Consider the following 16,443-nt stretch of genomic DNA (forward strand, 5'->3'; position numbering starts at 1 on the left):
CATGACCCTGACACCCGTCGAGCTGTTGCGGCAAAACGCTCCGGCCACCCGTCCCATAATCGCCCTCAGCGAAGGCAACGACCCCCGCATCACCAAAGGAGCCCTCAACGCGCAGAGGGGAGGGTCGTGCTGCTTTGAAACACACGCTCAGCAGGAAGGTATGATGTCATGACACCCCAGGTCCTCAATCTCTTCGGCGCGCCCGCAACACGCAGCGAACGGCGCCTGGCCGATCTTCCGGACCGCGTTGTCGAAGGCGATCCGCATCACCAGATCGGGGTGCATTTTACCAGTCCGGACGGCAAGTTGTCTGCGGGCACATGGACCTCGACGCCCGGAAAATGGCATGCGTTCACGGACAAGGACGAATATTGCTATATTGTCAAAGGCCATTGCGCTTTGATCCACGAAGACGGCAACCGTCAGGATTTTCGCGACGGGGCGAGTTTTCTGATCCCGAATGGGTTTCGCGGCTATTGGGAAGTCATTGAGGAAACGACGAAGCACTTTGTGATCCGGGATTGCACCTAAGACCCACTAGGTGATCTGAAGCGCAGAAGCCGTTACGCGGGAAGGTGGTTCTTGCGGTAAAGGCGTCGCATGATCATGGGCGTCAGGTACATCGGGATCTGATACGCGCCGATGAATGCCATGATCGGGGCGGTGACATCAGGTGGCAGGGCAACAAAGAAAATGGCGATGTTCCGGTTTCCCGCGATGATCGATATCGCGGTAGATTTGTCTGCGGGGAGCCGGTTTCGGCTCAGGTGAAATGCAACGGCTTGTGCCCCGAAATTGGCCAGACAGGCGAGCGCGATCCAGAAGGTTGCAATGGCGGGATTGTTCAGGGCCGTGGCGCTGACCGATGGCATCAGCCCGATGACAAAGACGGCCAGGGTGAGCGTTCCCAACCCTTCGAGGTTCAGCAGCGTTGCGGGTGAAGGTGCGCGCAGAACTGTGCGCCGTATGACGATGGCGGTACCGGTTGCAGTTACGATGGTCAGCAGCAAGTGCAACCCGGCCCGCACGACAGATTGAATATCCCCCAGTTCAGGCATGAGCAGAAATACCGGCAACGCGGTCAGCGGCAACAGCGCCGTACCCACAACCATCAGCCGCATCGCGTGTTCAGGCGGATGGCCCATCATCAGGCACATATTGGGACTGCCTGAAATGGACGGGGCCGCCGCCATGATCAGCAGGGACAAAAGGACAGGCGTTCCAGTCCATCCGCCCGCGAACCCGATGGCCAGCACGATCAGCGGCATCACGAATTGAAACCCGATGACCGTGAATGCAACCTTCTGCAGATCACTCAGCGACCCGAGAATGGTTTCAGGGTTCATCCTGAGGACTGTGACGAACAGCAACAACACGACCAGTGGCGGCAGCAGGTTTCGCATCGGCTCGGCCAGGGACGGCAGCAGAAGGCCAGCCGCCAGCCCGGCGATCAGTACATGAGGGCCATGACGCGCCGCCAGATGTAACGGGTTCAAGGCTGTTCTACCCACCCGGGCCTTGGCGCAGATTTTCCGGCAGCCAGGTCGCCAGATCCGGGAACCAGATGAGGATGAAAACCATCAATACCATGATCAGGAACATCGGGATCGCTGCACGCGCGATATAGCTCATCTCGTGGTTTGTCATGCCCTGCATCACGAACAGGTTGAATCCGATCGGTGGTGTGATCTGTGCCATCTCGACAACAACCACGATGAAGATGCCGAACCAGATAAGGTCGATCCCGGCGTCACGGATCATCGGTTCAACCACGGCCATCGTCAACACGACCGAGGATATCCCGTCCAGAAAGCATCCCAGAATGATGTAGAATACCAGCAATACCATCAACAGCTCGAACCGTGTCAGGTCCCATCCGGCGATCAGGTCGGCCAGTCCGCGCGGCAGGCCGGTGAACCCCATCGACAGCGACAAAAAGGCCGCCCCCGCAAGGATCAGGGCGATCATCGCACTGGTGCGCGTGGCCCCCATCAGGCTTTCGGTAAAGGTCTTCCAGGTCAGCGACCCTTGACCGGCGGCCAGCAAAAGCCCGCCAATCACGCCGAAAGCGGCGGCTTCGGTCGCGGTAGCATAGCCCAGATACATCGATCCGATGACAACGGTGATCAGCAGGATCACAGGCAGCAGAAAGCGTGAGTTTTTGACTTTCTCAGAAAAGCTCAGCTTGCTTTCGTCGTTTGGGTTCCAGTCCTTACCCAGCTTGGAATACAGCGCGACATATCCCATGAACATCGCCGCAAGAACAAGGCCGGGGAGGATACCGGCGAAGAACAGCTTGGTGATCGATTCATTGATCGTCACCCCGTATACGATCAGAGTCAGAGAGGGTGGGATCATAAGCCCCAATGTTGCGGCACCGGTCAATGTTCCGATGATCATCCGCTCGGGGTAATTGCGCTTGCGCAACTCGGGGATCGACATTTTTCCGACGGTCGTCAGGGTTGCCGCCGACGACCCCGAGACAGCGGCAAAGACAGTACATCCAACGATATTCGTATGCACCAGACCACCGGGCAGGGGGGCCATCCAGGGCGACAACCCCTTGAACATGTCCTCGGACAATCGCGTTCGGTACAGGATCTCGCCCATCCAGATGAACATCGGCAGGGCGGTCAGGGTCCACGAGGACGATGCCGACCAGATGGTCGTTATCATGACATCGCCCACGGGGCGTGTCGTGAACAGCTCCATCCCGACCCAGGCGACACCCATCAGGGCCAGTCCGACCCACACACCGGTGCCCAACAAGGTAAAAAGCACAAAGAGGAAGAGGATGATAACAGCCAGGTTTTCCATGCGTTTACTCTCCGTGGCTCTGATCGGCCAGATCGCGGACGATGCGATGTTCACCGCGGAACAGGACGTGGATCAGGTGATCCGTCAGGGCGATGGCAAGGATCACGGCACCGATCAGCATCGCGGATTGAGGGATCCAAAGAGCGGTTCTATCCTGTCCTTGACTGACATCGTTGAACTTCCAGCTCCAGTAGACAAAGCGATAGGCATACCAGCAGAAATACCACATGACGGCGGTAGCGATTCCAAAGCACCAGACTTCAAGAATGCGCCGAACCCCGTCCGGCACTGCGTTCAGCAGGATCGATACACGGATGTGGCTGCCCCGGTTCAGCGCGTTGGCAAACGCCAGAAAAGAGGCGGCAGCCATCGCATAACCGGCATAGTCCGGTGCGCCGGGAAACACTTCGCCGGTCCAGCGGGCCAGCATCTGCACCACGATCAGCAGCAATATGGCAATCAGGCTGATCGCCGCCAGAACCCCTGCTGCCAGATAAATGAAATCCAATACGGACCGAAGCCCTCGCAAAACTGCCATGCCGTCCCCGCTGTGTTCTGATTGGATTTGAAACGGGCGGCAGGATATGCCGCCGCCCGTCCGGTAAGGATCACTGAGACGCGTGGAACGCGTCGACGATGGCCTTGCCTTGGTCCCCGGCGGCCTCTAGCCATTCATTGGTCATGGTCACACCGATTTCTTTCAATTCCTTCACCATCTGATCCGATGCCGGGCCAACGGTCATGCCGCCATCCCGCAGGCCTTGCAAGGTAAAGCCGGTGTATTCCTTGGCACGCCAGTTCCCGGCATATTCCGCCAGCTCAGCACAGCCTTTGATGACGTTCTTGTTGGCATCGGATACACCAGACCAGACGTCGGAATTGACCATCACGTAGTTGCGCGGCAGCCAGGCGTCGACCTCGTAGAAATAGTTCAGGCTTTCCCAAACCTTACGGTCATACCCGGTCGAACCCGACGATATCATCGAATCCGCCACGCCCGTTGCAAAAGCCTGACTGATTTCAGCCGCTTCGATGGTAACCGGCAGCATCCCGGTCAACTCGGCCAGCCGTGAAGTGGCGTTGTTGTACGAGCGGAACTTGATGCCCTTCATCTCGGCGACCGAGTTTACCTCATTTTTGAAATACAGACCTTGCGGAGGCCACGGTACCGCATAAAGCAGCGTCAGGTTTTGCTCGGCCAGCAGGTTTTCGATCGAAGGTTTGGCCGCTTCCCAAAGCTTTGCGCTGTCGTCGAATGAGGTCGCAAGAAACGGGATGGAATCAAACCCGAACAATGCGTTTTCGTTCTGATGCCCGGACAACAACCGCTCACCAATCGGGGCCTGCCCTGTCTGGATTGCGCGTTTGATGTCGCCGCCCTTGAACAGCGAGCCGGACGGGTGCGTGACGATTTCAATCTCACCGCCGGTGCCGGTGGTGACGCATTTGGCAAATTCCGCGCCCGTGGCCGAGTGGAAGTTTGAGGCCGCATAGGCCATCGGCATGTCCCATTTTTCGGCCATGGCGGGTGCCGCGGCGGTGGCGGTCAGCGCAGTTGCCGCCAGAAGGTTCGTCAATTTCTTCATCATTCTTCTCCCTGTTGAATTTGGAAACACCGGCGTTTCTCACCGGTTTGTTTGTTACTTCGCGTATCGTGACGGCGCGTAGACGCTCATGTCGACATTTGGCGTTCTGCCTGCAATCATCTGCGCCAGAAGGCGCCCGGTTTTCGGCCCGCCTGTCAGGCCGATATGGTGATGCCCGAAGCCCATATAGGCCCCTTTGATACCGGGCACTTCGCCAATAACCGGGATCGAGTCAGCCGGGGCGGGCCTGTGCCCCATCCATTCCACTTCCTCCTTCCATGTCACGCCCGGGAACGCCGCCCGGGCATTTTTGCGCATCAACTCGAACGGCGCGCGCGAGGGCGGCGCATCCAGCCCTCCGAACTCGACAATGCCCGCCAAGCGTATGCGCCCATCCATCGGTGTCGCAACGAACTTGCCCGAGACAACCATAACCGGGCTGCGCGGCATCGCGGAAGGCTTTACCAATTCAAGATGATAACCACGTTCGCTTTCAAGAGGAACAGAAACTCCCAAGCGCTTTGCCAATGGACCCGACCAGATCCCGGCCGTGACGACGGCTGCGTCACAAGCAATGGTCTCGCCACCGGCCCGAACCCCTGTGACATGCCCGTTTTTCCGAACTACGTCTTCGACGTTTGCACGTATGATACGACCTCCATTCGCCTCAACATGCGCGGCAAGGTCTTTCACGTACCGGCCGGGGTCGGTGATGTGGCCATGATTCGAAAGCCGGGCGGCAAACCCGATGCCCTGACTGTAAACCGGGTCATATTCATGGAAAGCGTGACCTTCCAATTCGTCCCACTGAAACCCGTTCCTGCGCCGGATATCCCAACCAAATGCATCTTCCTCAAAATGCGCGCGATCCCTGTAAAGAAACAGGTAATCTGACGGAACCAGCCACTTTTCCGCCCCCGTTCCGGCCGCCAGCGCCTTGTGGTCATTCAGACTGTCGCCAACGATGGACGACAGTGCTGCGGCGATCCTCTCGACGTCGGCGGCGTTGGCGTGACGGAGGTATTGCCAGAGCCACGGAAGAAGCTTTGGCAAATACCCCCATTTCAGGAACAAGGGTTGCGAGGGGCTGAGCAGCATCTTCGGCGCTTTGCCCAGCAATCCGGGAACGGTGACCGGAACGATCGAACACGAGGCCAAAACCCCGCCATTGCCGTGCGAGGTACCTTCGGCAGGTCCTGCCTTGTCGATCAGGATCACGTCGTGACCATCCCGCTGCAACCAGACCGCAGTCGACACGCCGACAATTCCGGCCCCTATGATGGCTATGGTTTTCTTGTCCGTCATTCTGTCACCGCCTTGGCAACCGCATAATGATTCAGTTTGGTCAGGTCAGGTCTGCCGCCAAGTCCGGGGTCCTGAGGCACGCATACCTGACCGTCCTTTACCTGAAATGGCTGCTCCAGAATGTCCTCTTTCAGGAAATAGGACGCCTGATAGAATTCGCAGCCCAGAGAGATTTCCGGTGTCGTGGCAATCATGTGCGTGCCCGCCAAGTGGGCCAGTCCAGCCTCGAACATGTCACCACCATAGGCCGTCAGGCCATGGGCCGCAGCAATGCGTGCAACTGTCTGCCCGCGTGTCAGGCCGCCTGACTTCATGATCTTCACTGAAACTCCGTCGCAGATCCCTTCGCGAGCTGCGCGCTCCATATCTTCGGGGCCAAAGACGCTTTCGTCGGCCAGAAGGGGAACATCCGTCATCTGCCGCAGCTTTGCCATCATGCCATACTGATGGGCGCGGACAGGTTGTTCAATGAAGTCCGGTTTGAACTGAGCGACGTCCCGCACCTGCGATGGCGCATCATCAATGCTGAGCCCTTGATTATAGTCCACGCGGACCGAGAACTCCGGGTAGTTCTGGGCAAGATACTCCAGCCGCATGATGTCAAAGGCGTGATCCTTGAACCCGGTCTTGAGTTTGACAATCCGAACACCGTCCTCACGCAGGCGCGCCAACAGATCGACGTCCTGGGCAAAGTCGGGATTTGCGATGGAACAACTCAGCGGAATGCTGTCGCGGAAGCGACCACCCAGCAAAGACCAGACTGGAACACCGCTGATCCGGCCTGCCAGATCCAGCAGTGCGGTTTCCAGCGCCGCCTTGGCTTCGGTGCAATGTGCCACGGCATAAGCCGCACGCGCCATGATGGCGGCCCGATCCCCAACGCATGCCCCAAGAACGTGAGGGCGCAGATAACGGTCCAGTGCCGCAAAACTCGCTTCGGGTGTTCCGGTGAAAACAGACCAGGGCGACGCCTCGCCATACCCCTGCGTGCCATCCTCGGATGTCAGGCGCAGGATGACGACTTCGCAAACGCCTTCAACCGATCCGATGCCGTGATCCCGGCGGGATGTGACCGGCAGTTCAAGGTGCCACAGGTCATAGCCGATGATTTTCTGTGCCAGATTGCTCATTTCGCCCCCTGTCGATGGGGAAAGCCTGCCTTGACCGGGCTATCATTTCAAATACTATATTTTCGTAAGTTCATCAGAAAAAGTGATGTAGCAATCGTTGTCCCTACGCTTTCGCCAGCTTCAGGCCTTTCATGCCATCATGGAAACCGGAACCGTGACCGGCGCGGCCTCGGTTCTTGGGATATCGCAACCCGGCATCAGCAACCTTCTGGCACAGCTCGAGCGCGAGGCTCGTCTGCCTCTGTTCGAACGGACCAAAGGCCGATTGCTGCCAACCCCTGAGGCCGAGATGCTATTTCGCGAGGTCGACACGGTCGTGCGCGGGCTGGACCACGTGGCGCAGGCCGTAACCGATTTGCAGAACAAACATCCCGGTCAATTGCAGGTTGCCGCGCCTCACCTGTTGTCCTTTGGCTTCATGCCCCGCGAGATCGCGTGTTTTGCCAAAACGCGTCCGAACCTGTCTGTCAGCTTTCAGTCGCAATATTCGTCCAAGATTCAGGAATGGGTCATCTCGGGCCTGTTTGAAATCGGTATCGTCGAGATGCCCATTCTGCATGACACACTGAACTATCAGGAGTTTCAGTTTGAAACGCTCGCGACTTTTCCTGAGGGCAGTCCCTTGGCCGAGCACGACGTACTGACGCCAGAGATTTTGGAAAACGAACCCTTCATCGTGATGGGGCCGGAACACCAGACCCATCGCCGGACTCGCGACATCTTTCAGGCATCCGGCCACACATGGCGTACCCAGATACACACCCATCTGTCCGAAAACCTGCTGAGCTTTGTAAAACAGGGTATGGGGGTCGCGATGATCGACCCCTTTACTGTGACCTTTGACGACGAGAGCGGGTATCAGACCCGCCCATTTGCGCCGCCAGTCATGCTGGATCTCGCGATCATCACGGCCAAGGGCCGCCCTTTGTCCACGATTGCCCAGGAATTTCTGGCCCAGTTGACCCCGTCAATTGCCTCTTACGCGACCCATTCCGAGACCGGTGCGGCCGCTTCGTGAAGCGGCTGTGAATGAATGTCGACAAGTGTTGGCCCGTCATGCTCGATCGCCTGTTTCAGCACGCGCGGCAGATCCTCGGGGTCTTTGACGGTCCAGGATTTGACGCCAAAGGCGGCCGCAACAGCGGCGTGGTCTGTCCGGTTGAAATCAACATTGTAATAGCGCTGACCAAATCCCGCTTTCTGGCCAGCCTTGATCCATCCGAAGACTGAGTTCGAGAAGACGATCGAAGTGATTGGCATATTGTGCCGGACCATCGTTTCAAACTCGCCGCAGGTGAACCCGAACGAGCCATCGCCCATGACCGACAGGGTTTTAACCGATGGCCGCCCGACATGTGCCCCCATGGCCGCGCCCAGCGAATACCCCAGCGCCCCATGTGCCCGGTTGGTGATGAAATGGCGCCCCGGTTTCCGCCAGCGGTAATATGCACTGAAATAGGGGCAGGGGGTGCCGGGGTCGGCGACGACAATCGCGTCGTCATCCAGAATGTCCATCAGGGATGCCATGACGGCCTCGGGCCGGATCGGTGTCTCGCGACTTGCGGCCAGGGGGGCGAACGCGGCCATCTTGGCCTCCCATGCGGCGCGGGCCTTGGCTGTTCCGCCTTGGCTGGTCAGGTCCTGGCGGTCTTCCAGTGCCTGCGCCAAAACCTCCAGCGCCAGTCGGGCATCGGCGCAGATCGCCACTTCGGTCTGGTAATTGGCGCCGATCACCATCGGATCGCTGTCGATATGGATGATCGTGGTGCTGCGCCCGGGGCTTCGCCACCGTTCCGTTGTAACCGAACCGGCGCGGCAGCCAATGAACAAAACGACATCGGCCTGATCCACGACGGCGCGGGTTGCCGGAATGCCCCCGTTCGACCCGACAACGCCCAGGGCCAGCGGGTCGGTCTCGGCAATGGACCCCTGACCCGACACGGTCGTGGCCACGGGCATATCCAGCAGGCCCGCAACCCGGCGCAGCGCATCGGTCGCCCGGGACAAGACCGGCCCGCCACCACAGACCGCAACCGCGGATTTGGCCCCTGCAAGAATGGCAGCCGCTGCTTCGATGGCGTCCGGGTCAGGTGCGGCCCGTTCAGCGGGGTAGCTGCGGTGCCTGTCATCCGCCCAGATTTCAGCCTCATCGACCTGCGCCTTCTGCGTGTCAAACGGCAGCGCCAGATGCGTCGCACCGGGCGTGCCGGTCGTCATCGCCCTGAAGGCGGCCCGAACCATGGCCGGAAGCCGCGCTGCGTCGTCGAGGGATGTGTTCCATTTGGCCAGAGGCCGGAACAGCGCAGGCTGATCCAGTTCGGTCAACGGGTATTTGCCGCGGCTGGTTGTTGCCACATCCGACGTGATCGCCAGAATCGGAACCGAGCTTTCGTTGGCCTCGACCACTCCGGGCAAGATATAGGTCGCACCACCGCCGGACGGGCCCTCGCACACGCCGGGCTTGCCGGTGACGCGGGCATAGCCATCCGCCATATAGGCCGCGTGCCTCTCGTCCCGTGTCAGGATGTGCTGAATGCCGTGATTCATCCGGGCAAGGGCATCATAAAAGGGTAAAGTGGTATCGCCGCACAGGCCAAACATATGCGTCACACCATGCGCTTCGAGCATACGCACCATGGCTTCGGCTCCGGTCAGAAAATTTGTCCCTGTCATGGTCGCGAGTCCCTTGTGTCAAATCTGTACTCAGATCTGTATACAGTTTTGTATATTGATTTCAAGCTCAACGTGTGGCACCTGTGATTCAAACAAAGAAGGGCAGGGGTAATGGCTGGTCCGCGCGTCGATGATATCTATGATCAGGTCAAGGCGATGGCGGTTTCGTTTCGCCTGCGCCCCGGCGACCGCCTGAACGAAGTGGCGTTGTCCAGGGATCTGGGCGTCAGCCGCACCCCGCTGCGCGAGGCGTTGAACCGTCTGGTCGCCGAACGGCTTTTCGACTTCCGCCCCGGACAAGGCTTTTTCTGCCGCCCGCTGGATGCGCAAAGCGTGTTCGACCTGTTCGAACTGCGCCAGATCATCGAAACAGCGGCGGCGCGCGCGGCCTGTGCCAAGGCATCGGACGAAGACCTGCAGTTGCTGCGGGATGAGCTTTACGCAACGGGCATCGACATCACCGGTCTGACTGTTGAAGAAGCCGTCAACCGGGATGAGGCGTTTCATCTGGGTATCGCGAAGCTGTCTGGAAACATGGAACTGTTGCAAACCCTGACGCGGATCAACGACCGTATTCGCTATATCCGTTGGATATCCATGAGCCTCGACAGGGTGCAACGCTCAAAGGACGAACACAAACGCGTCATGCAGGCTTTGATGGACCGAAACGCGGATGAGGCCGCTCGGGTTCTAGGTGCACATATCTCCAAGCGTATGGATCAGGTGCAGGATGCCGTGCGTCACGGGATTTCGAACATCTACATGGAAGGGTCGGACGATATCTCGGCCCGCATTATTGAGGAGGTTGAGGGATGATCGCGCAGGGCGGAAAATCCATCTACGGCGCGTCTGTCGGCATTCTGATGCTGGATGCCCGCTTTCCCCGCATTCCCGGCGATATGGGCAACGCGCAGACCTGGCCCTTTCCGGTTCACTACCGCATTGTTCGCGATGCCTCGCCGGATCGGGTGGTCCGGCGCAAAGCCGAAGGCATGCTCGACGTGTTCATCAACGCGGCGCAGGAGCTTCTCAAAGATGGTGTCGACGGGATTACCACCAATTGCGGGTTTCTGTCCCTGTTCCAAAAAGAACTGGCCCAGGCTGTGCCTGTTCCGGTGGCCACATCGTCCCTGATGCAGGTTGAAATGGTCAACCGTATCCTGCCAGCGGGAAAACGCGCCGGGGTTCTGACCATATCAGCCTCTACTCTGACCCAAGATCACTTGCTGGCCGCCAATGTTCCATTGGACACACCCATCGGCACAACCGAAGGCGGGGCGGAGTTCACCCGCGCGATCCTTGGAAATGAGCTTGGCCTTGATGTGGAAAAGGCCCGCAAAGACAATTTAGAAGCCGCCATGGCCCTGACATCGGAACACCCCGATCTTGGCGCGATCGTGCTGGAATGCACGAATATGTGCCCGTATGCGCCCGATATTCAGCGCGCCACAGGGCTGCCCGTGTTTTCTATCGTATCTTTCGTGAAGTGGTTTCAGGCCGGTCTTGTGCCGCCCACCTACTAGACAGGTGACGCGGGCGCGCTGCCAGACCCGCCCTCATCCGTCACAGGTTCAGGTCGCCTTGTACCGAGTTCCGGATCACCCGCTCGGCATTCGGAATGTCGTTTGAAAGCGCCCGCTCTCTTGCGGCCTGTTTGTCCAGCCCAAACCCAACCCAACGGTCGGTGAGCCGGGATTCCAGTGTTGCCAGATCGACGCCCAGAAACACCTTGAGCGCCCATAGGAGATGAAGGCCTGACCAGCACGGTTCATCCAGCAAAAGGTAATTGCCTTCAACCAGAACGACCCGCTGATTGGGAGAGATCATTGATCGGGCAGCGATTGCCAGATCAAGCTTTCGGTCGAAGCCCGGAATTGCAACTTCATCTTCGGTGCGCAAACGCACAAGCAAGGCATGAAACCCGGCAAGATCGAAGGTTTCCGGCGCGCCCTTGCGGGGGAAAAGCCCGCGTTCCTTCAGGATCGCGTTGTCAAAGTGAAAACCGTCCATTGGCACAAGCCCGGCTGACACCCCGCGCCGGTTCAGTTCGGCCGTGGCAAGGCTGGCAACAGTGCTTTTTCCGGATCCGGGAGGCCCGGCAATCGCGACAAGTTGCCGGTGTCGGGCCGGCGGCAGCGCCTCAACGGCGTCGACGATACGGTCGGCCAGAACGTCAGGGGCGGTGCCGCCACCGGTCATGCGGCCTGATCCTCGGGCGGTGCTTCCTTAGCCCCGGTCATAAACGCCACGGCGTCGGACATCGAATAGTCTTTGGGGTCAATCACACACAGGCGTTTTCCCAGCCGGTGCACGTGAATTCGGTCTGCGACTTCAAAAACATGAGGCATGTTGTGGCTGATCAGGATGATTGGGATGCCACGCGATTTCACATCCTGGATCAGTTCAAGGACCCTGCGGCTTTCTTTGACGCCCAGTGCTGCTGTCGGTTCGTCCAGAATGATGACCTTGGACCCGAACGCCGCCGCACGTGCCACTGCAACGCCCTGGCGTTGTCCACCCGACAGGGTTTCGACCGCCTGATTGATATTCTGGATCGTCATCAGACCCAGTTCGCTCAGCTTTTCGCGGGCGAATTTTTCCATCGCCGGACGGTCAAGCATGCGAAGCCACGACCCGAGCGGTCCTTTGCGCCGAATTTCCCGCCCCATGAACATATTGTCCGCAATCGACAGGGCAGGGGACATGGCAAGCGTCTGGTACACGGTTTCAATACCGGCTTCACGCGCGTCGATCGGGGAATGGAAATTCACCTTTTGACCTTCCAGCCAGACCTCGCCTTCGTCCGGCGCCACCGCGCCCGACACAGCCTTGATCAGCGTCGACTTGCCCGCGCCATTGTCGCCGATCACCGCCAGAATCTCACCCGGCATCAGATCGAAGTCGCAGTGATCCAGCGCAGTCACCTTGCCATAGCGTTTCACAAGGTTCCGTCCTTTGAGAATGGGTTCCATCAGGCTGCCACCTTTCTGATCCACTGGTCGACCGCGACCGCTGCGATGATAAGGATGCCGATCAGCAGGAACGTCCATTGTGCATCCGCGCCCAACAACCGCAGCCCAAGCGTAAAGACGCCCACGATCAGGGCACCGAACAGGGACCCCAGAATAGACCCCCGACCGCCAAACAGAGATATCCCCCCAATCACGACCGCCGTGATGCTTTCAATGTTGGCCAGCTGCCCCGAGGTTGGCGAAACTGACCCGATCCGACCAATCAGGGCCCAGCCCGCAAAGGCGCAGATCAGGCCGGACAGCATGTACACGGATATCAGCGTGCGGTGTACGTTGACACCGGACAGCTCTGCCGCTTCGGGGTCATCCCCGACGGCATAGACATGCCTGCCCCAGGCCGTGTGCCGCAGCGCGTATGCAAGGACGAGGATCAGCGCCAGCATGAAGACCACCCCGACGGTAAACACCGCTCCGCCCACGTTAAACTTGGCACCAAACAGTTGCAGGATGGCGGCGTGTTCCTCGATTTCCTGCGACCGGATCGTTTCGTTTTGTGAATAAAGAAAATTCGCCGCAAGAACGATCTGCCACATGCCAAGGGTGACGATGAAAGGTGGCAGCTTGATGCGACTGACCAGAAACCCGTTCAAGGCCCCGATTGCCGAGCCAACAGCAAGGCCGCACACAATCGCAACCGAAGGCGGCATTCCATAGCGGAAGGTAAACTGCCCCATCACAACCGACGACATCACCATGATGGCCCCAACACTCAGGTCGATGCCTGCGGTCAGGATCACAAGGCTTTGTGCCGCGGCCACAATCCCGACGATCTGAACCTGCTGAAGGATCAATGTCAGCGCAAAGGGCGAAAAGAACTTGGGGCCTAATAAGACACCAAAGATGACGATGGCAGCGACAAGGACAATCAGCGGGACCAGCGACGGGTTCACATGCAGAAAATGCTGAACCGTCCCGACAAATCCGCGTTGGTGATCGTCAAACTCGGCGACTTGCTCCGGGCTGCCTTTTGCGGCGGTTTCGAAATCGTCAGCTTGTCGTGAAGAATCGGACATAGAACTTCCCCCAAAGCGTCAGGTTTATGACGACTTTAGCAAGGTTTCAGGCGTGTGGGTGGTTTTGATAAGTGGAAGGCCGCGCAGCGGCCTTCCAAACATTCAGCTTAACCCCAGCAGAGGTCCATGCCTTCCTGAACCGAGATGGACTCGACGCCGTCGGCGGCCTTATCCGTCACAAGCGCCACACCGGTGTCAAAAAAGTCCTTACCGGGTGTGTTCTCGGGCTTCACGCCTTCGTCCGCCCATTTCTTGACGGCCTCAACGCCCAGCGATGCCATCAGCAGCGGGTATTGCTGTGATGTTGCACCGATGACGCCGTCCGCCACGTTCTGCACGCCAGGGCAGCCGCCATCGACGGAAACGATCAACACGTCATTTTCGCGCCCGATAGCCTTAAGCGCTTCATAAGCGCCCGCTGCCGCCGGTTCGTTGATGGTGTGCACCACGTTGATCGTCGGGTCTTTGGCCAGCAGGTTCTCCATGGCGCGACGACCGCCTTCTTCGTTGCCAGCGGTGACATCGCTACCAACAAGACGCGGGTCGTTTTCATCGCCAATCACGTTCGGATCGGCCAGATCAACACCGAACCCCTGCAGGAACCCTTGATTGCGAAGCACATCCACAGTGGGCTGGCTGACCGCAAGGTCCAACGTGGCGATTTTGGCGTCATTTGCCGCATCTCCCAGCGTGGCTTTTGCCCATTGTCCGATCAGAAGCCCCGCAAGGAAATTGTCCGTGGCAAAGGTCGCGTCGGCTGAGTCGATAGGCTCAAGTGGGGTGTCCAGCGCAATCACCAGCAGCCCGGCATCGCGGGCCTGCTGCACCGCTGGAACGATAGACGACGTATCCGACGCGGTCAGCAGGATACCCTTTGCGCCATCCAGAATGCAGGTTTCAATGGCCTGAACCTGAGTTTCGTGGTCTCCGTCGACTTTGCCGGCAAAGGCTTTCAGCTTCATGCCAAGCTCTTCGGCTTTGGCTGTGGCACCCTCTCTCATTTTAACAAAGAAAGGGTTGGTATCCGTCTTGGTGATCAGGCAAACGGTTTCACCTTCGGCCATTGCACTGCTTGCCATGGCCGTAACCGCCAGCGCCGTGGCGCCTGCAAGTTTCGCAAGTTTCATCGGTAGTCCTCCCAGTTTTCCCAATGCCCGTCCGGGCATACGTTTGATCGGGCGAAAACCGGCCCGATCGAACGTGAAAACCATCACAAGATTCGAATTTCGAGTCAATAAATAAATCACTCTTATTTATTATTGACAGAAAGGAAGGGTTTTTACATTGTCGTCATGAAGGGGATGGCCGTGTCTGCAATGAACTCTCAGGGCAATACTACTGGCGTACGCGAGCCAGACATGCGCGGCACCAACCAAAGTGGAATGCGGGCCCGAAATGAACGGCTTGTCCTGTCACTGGTCCGGCGCCATCAGGCCCTCGCAAAATCTGAAATCGCGCGCATGACCGGCCTGTCGGCGCAGACGGTCTCGGTCATCATGCGCCAGTTGGAGAACGATGGGTTGCTGTTGCGGGGCGAACCGATCCGGGGAAAAGTCGGGCAGCCATCGGTTCCCATGCGCCTGAACCCGGACGGCGCGTATTTCTTTGGGCTCAAAGTCGGGCGGCGTAGTACCGAACTGGTGCTGACGGATTTCCTTGGCAACGTCAGGCACCGCGAACGGCGGACCTATGATTTTCCGACGCCCGAGGCGACATTGAGCTTTTCCACAGAAAGCCTCGACAAAGTGATGGCGTCAATGTCGCCCGAGGCGCGTAGCAGAATCGCGGGCCTTGGGATTGCCATGCCGTTCTACCTTTGGGACTGGGCACAAACACTGCAGGTTCCTCAGGAAAAAATGGATCCGTGGCGTGACGCGGACCTGAAAGGCGCGCTAGCCGCAAGCTATGACGTGCCGGTATTTTTGCAGAACGACGCAACCGCGGCCTGCGGTGCCGAGCTGGTGTTTGGCCCTGCAGAAGGCCCACGAGATTTCCTGTATTTCTATGTCGGCTTCTTCATCGGGGGCGGGGTGGTTCTGAACGGCTCCATCTTTTCAGGGCGGGGAAATGCCGGTGCGCTTGGTCCATTGCCTGTGCCGGACGACGCAGGCGGAGTGAAACCATTGATAGATGTCGCCAGTCTTTATGTGCTGGAGCGCGCAGTTGGTGGGAATGCCGAAACAGCCGGCTCAATCTGGGAAACGACACGGCATTGGGACGTACCGGAAACCCACCTTGAGAATTGGCTGAACCAGGCGGCGTACGGAATCGCCCATGCCATCGTCTCTTCTTGCAGCCTGATCGATTTCGAATGTGTCAAGATTGATGGCTGGATGCCTGCTGATATCAAGGCGCGGCTGGTGGAAAGGGTTGAGCTCAAACTATCCGATATGAACCTGACCGGGCTTGAACGGCCCTTGGTGCTGGCAGGGACGGCGGGCCCGGATGCCCGGTCATTGGGGGCGGCCAGTTTGCCATTGTCGGAAAGATACCTGCTCGAAGGGTAGTTTCACCCCCGAAAAACCCAGACCTGCATCCAAAGCGGATCAACCGGAAAAAGGGCATTGCCCGCTGAACTTTTTGACAGCCAGCGCAATTGATCGTTGACGGATGCCGAAGAAGTCTGGCAAGCCGCTCGGCATGTCCGGTTCCGGGGCGTGCTCTGGAATCAATAGGGAATGCGGTGCGGGCTTTGGCCCAATTCCGCAACTGCACCCGCAACTGTAAGCGGCGAGCAGGGCTGAAGTGCCACTGGAGTTAATCCGGGAAGGCCAGCCCAACGCTTTGACCCGCAAGTCAGGATACCTGCCGGACATGTGCCTTTGACAAGGGCACTCCTAATCGGCGACGGGATGTGCGTCGGAGCAGGATGCTTGAAAAAGCAGCT

16 protein-coding genes and 1 riboswitch are annotated in these 16,443 nt (G+C 58.6%); of the genes, 5 read left to right on the forward strand and 11 right to left on the reverse strand.

The features are described 5' to 3' along the window. Positions 1-168: 168 nt before the first annotated feature. Positions 169-531: a cupin domain-containing protein gene (locus ACR0ID_RS17695; protein ID WP_480607489.1), complete on the forward strand. Its 363-nt coding sequence runs from the start codon at positions 169-171 to the stop codon at positions 529-531. A 32-nt stretch (positions 532-563) separates the two neighbouring features. Here ACR0ID_RS17695 and ACR0ID_RS17700 read toward each other — a convergent pair whose 3' ends face one another. The 6 genes from ACR0ID_RS17700 to ACR0ID_RS17725 form a co-directional block, all read right to left on the reverse strand. Next, positions 564-1,496, reverse strand: a complete 933-nt coding sequence (locus tag ACR0ID_RS17700; RefSeq protein ID WP_480477493.1) for a hypothetical protein — start codon at positions 1,494-1,496, stop codon at positions 564-566. Between the two features lie 7 nt (positions 1,497-1,503). Next, positions 1,504-2,817 carry a TRAP transporter large permease gene (locus ACR0ID_RS17705; RefSeq protein ID WP_480477491.1) on the reverse strand — a complete coding sequence of 438 codons (1,314 nt, stop codon included), beginning with the start codon at positions 2,815-2,817 and terminating at the stop codon, positions 1,504-1,506. A 4-nt stretch (positions 2,818-2,821) separates the two neighbouring features. Then, the gene (locus tag ACR0ID_RS17710; RefSeq protein WP_480477489.1) at positions 2,822-3,355 is read right to left on the reverse strand and encodes a TRAP transporter small permease; all 534 of its coding nucleotides are present in this window, start codon (positions 3,353-3,355) and stop codon (positions 2,822-2,824) included. Between the two features lie 70 nt (positions 3,356-3,425). After that, entirely contained in the window at positions 3,426-4,403 is a 978-nt protein-coding gene (locus ACR0ID_RS17715) for a TRAP transporter substrate-binding protein (protein ID WP_480555964.1), read from the reverse strand. 54 nt (positions 4,404-4,457) lie between these two features. Further along, complete coding sequence (locus ACR0ID_RS17720) at positions 4,458-5,708, reverse strand: NAD(P)/FAD-dependent oxidoreductase (RefSeq protein WP_480521262.1); 1,251 nt, start codon at positions 5,706-5,708, stop codon at positions 4,458-4,460. Further along, positions 5,705-6,838, reverse strand: coding sequence for an enolase C-terminal domain-like protein (locus ACR0ID_RS17725; protein ID WP_480555962.1), 1,134 nt, complete (start codon positions 6,836-6,838; stop codon positions 5,705-5,707). The genes ACR0ID_RS17720 and ACR0ID_RS17725 overlap by 4 nt, the downstream gene beginning before the upstream one ends. Before the next feature lie 97 nt (positions 6,839-6,935). Here ACR0ID_RS17725 and ACR0ID_RS17730 point away from each other — a divergent pair, with 97 nt between their 5' ends. Continuing rightward, on the forward strand, positions 6,936-7,856 hold the full coding sequence (locus ACR0ID_RS17730) for a LysR family transcriptional regulator (protein WP_480607493.1): 921 nt from the start codon (positions 6,936-6,938) through the stop codon (positions 7,854-7,856). On the opposite strand, the gene ACR0ID_RS17735 is transcribed toward ACR0ID_RS17730, so the two are convergent. Then, positions 7,817-9,511: a thiamine pyrophosphate-binding protein gene (locus ACR0ID_RS17735; protein WP_480607496.1), complete on the reverse strand. Its 1,695-nt coding sequence runs from the start codon at positions 9,509-9,511 to the stop codon at positions 7,817-7,819. The two genes, ACR0ID_RS17730 and ACR0ID_RS17735, sit on opposite strands and share 40 nt — an antisense overlap. Positions 9,512-9,622: 111 nt before the next feature. Between ACR0ID_RS17735 and ACR0ID_RS17740 the strand changes: the two genes are divergently transcribed. Beyond that, positions 9,623-10,327, forward strand: a complete 705-nt coding sequence (locus ACR0ID_RS17740; protein WP_480521270.1) for a GntR family transcriptional regulator — start codon at positions 9,623-9,625, stop codon at positions 10,325-10,327. Then, complete coding sequence (locus ACR0ID_RS17745; protein ID WP_480607498.1) at positions 10,324-11,034, forward strand: aspartate/glutamate racemase family protein; 711 nt, start codon at positions 10,324-10,326, stop codon at positions 11,032-11,034. The genes ACR0ID_RS17740 and ACR0ID_RS17745 overlap by 4 nt, the downstream gene beginning before the upstream one ends. A gap of 40 nt (positions 11,035-11,074) precedes the next feature. Here the strand turns inward: ACR0ID_RS17745 and ACR0ID_RS17750 are convergent, their stop codons facing one another. From ACR0ID_RS17750 to ACR0ID_RS17765, 4 genes are all read right to left on the reverse strand, one after another. Further along, complete coding sequence (locus tag ACR0ID_RS17750; RefSeq protein WP_480607501.1) at positions 11,075-11,710, reverse strand: nucleoside/nucleotide kinase family protein; 636 nt, start codon at positions 11,708-11,710, stop codon at positions 11,075-11,077. Beyond that, positions 11,707-12,483, reverse strand: coding sequence for an ATP-binding cassette domain-containing protein (locus ACR0ID_RS17755; protein ID WP_209508215.1), 777 nt, complete (start codon positions 12,481-12,483; stop codon positions 11,707-11,709). The genes ACR0ID_RS17750 and ACR0ID_RS17755 overlap by 4 nt, the downstream gene beginning before the upstream one ends. Continuing rightward, entirely contained in the window at positions 12,483-13,556 is a 1,074-nt protein-coding gene (locus ACR0ID_RS17760; RefSeq protein ID WP_209508213.1) for an ABC transporter permease, read from the reverse strand. The genes ACR0ID_RS17755 and ACR0ID_RS17760 overlap by 1 nt, the downstream gene beginning before the upstream one ends. A gap of 107 nt (positions 13,557-13,663) precedes the next feature. After that, on the reverse strand, positions 13,664-14,683 hold the full coding sequence (locus tag ACR0ID_RS17765; protein WP_480477469.1) for a substrate-binding domain-containing protein: 1,020 nt from the start codon (positions 14,681-14,683) through the stop codon (positions 13,664-13,666). A 189-nt stretch (positions 14,684-14,872) separates the two neighbouring features. On the opposite strand from ACR0ID_RS17765, the gene ACR0ID_RS17770 reads away from it, so the two are divergent. After that, the gene (locus ACR0ID_RS17770) at positions 14,873-16,063 is read left to right on the forward strand and encodes an ROK family transcriptional regulator (protein WP_480607535.1); all 1,191 of its coding nucleotides are present in this window, start codon (positions 14,873-14,875) and stop codon (positions 16,061-16,063) included. A gap of 121 nt (positions 16,064-16,184) precedes the next feature. Continuing rightward, positions 16,185-16,383, forward strand: a riboswitch (cobalamin riboswitch). The last annotated feature ends 60 nt before the right edge of the window (positions 16,384-16,443 follow it).

This window comes from Ruegeria sp. AL2 (assembly GCF_056540845.1).

What these genes read in the sequence shown, in the direction of transcription:
- ACR0ID_RS17695 (WP_480607489.1), top strand. Translation starts at nt 169, where the DNA reads ATGACACCCCAGGTCCTCAATCTCTTCGGCGCGCCCGCAACACGCAGC.
- ACR0ID_RS17705 (WP_480477491.1), bottom strand. Translation starts at nt 2,817, where the DNA reads ATGGAAAACCTGGCTGTTATCATCCTCTTCCTCTTTGTGCTTTTTACC.
- ACR0ID_RS17710 (WP_480477489.1), bottom strand. Translation starts at nt 3,355, where the DNA reads ATGGCAGTTTTGCGAGGGCTTCGGTCCGTATTGGATTTCATTTATCTG.
- ACR0ID_RS17715 (WP_480555964.1), bottom strand. Translation starts at nt 4,403, where the DNA reads ATGAAGAAATTGACGAACCTTCTGGCGGCAACTGCGCTGACCGCCACC.
- ACR0ID_RS17720 (WP_480521262.1), bottom strand. Translation starts at nt 5,708, where the DNA reads ATGACGGACAAGAAAACCATAGCCATCATAGGGGCCGGAATTGTCGGC.
- ACR0ID_RS17725 (WP_480555962.1), bottom strand. Translation starts at nt 6,838, where the DNA reads ATGAGCAATCTGGCACAGAAAATCATCGGCTATGACCTGTGGCACCTT.
- ACR0ID_RS17735 (WP_480607496.1), bottom strand. Translation starts at nt 9,511, where the DNA reads ATGACAGGGACAAATTTTCTGACCGGAGCCGAAGCCATGGTGCGTATG.
- ACR0ID_RS17740 (WP_480521270.1), top strand. Translation starts at nt 9,623, where the DNA reads ATGGCTGGTCCGCGCGTCGATGATATCTATGATCAGGTCAAGGCGATG.
- ACR0ID_RS17745 (WP_480607498.1), top strand. Translation starts at nt 10,324, where the DNA reads ATGATCGCGCAGGGCGGAAAATCCATCTACGGCGCGTCTGTCGGCATT.
- ACR0ID_RS17750 (WP_480607501.1), bottom strand. Translation starts at nt 11,710, where the DNA reads ATGACCGGTGGCGGCACCGCCCCTGACGTTCTGGCCGACCGTATCGTC.
- ACR0ID_RS17755 (WP_209508215.1), bottom strand. Translation starts at nt 12,483, where the DNA reads ATGGAACCCATTCTCAAAGGACGGAACCTTGTGAAACGCTATGGCAAG.
- ACR0ID_RS17760 (WP_209508213.1), bottom strand. Translation starts at nt 13,556, where the DNA reads ATGTCCGATTCTTCACGACAAGCTGACGATTTCGAAACCGCCGCAAAA.
- ACR0ID_RS17765 (WP_480477469.1), bottom strand. Translation starts at nt 14,683, where the DNA reads ATGAAACTTGCGAAACTTGCAGGCGCCACGGCGCTGGCGGTTACGGCC.
- ACR0ID_RS17770 (WP_480607535.1), top strand. Translation starts at nt 14,873, where the DNA reads ATGAACTCTCAGGGCAATACTACTGGCGTACGCGAGCCAGACATGCGC.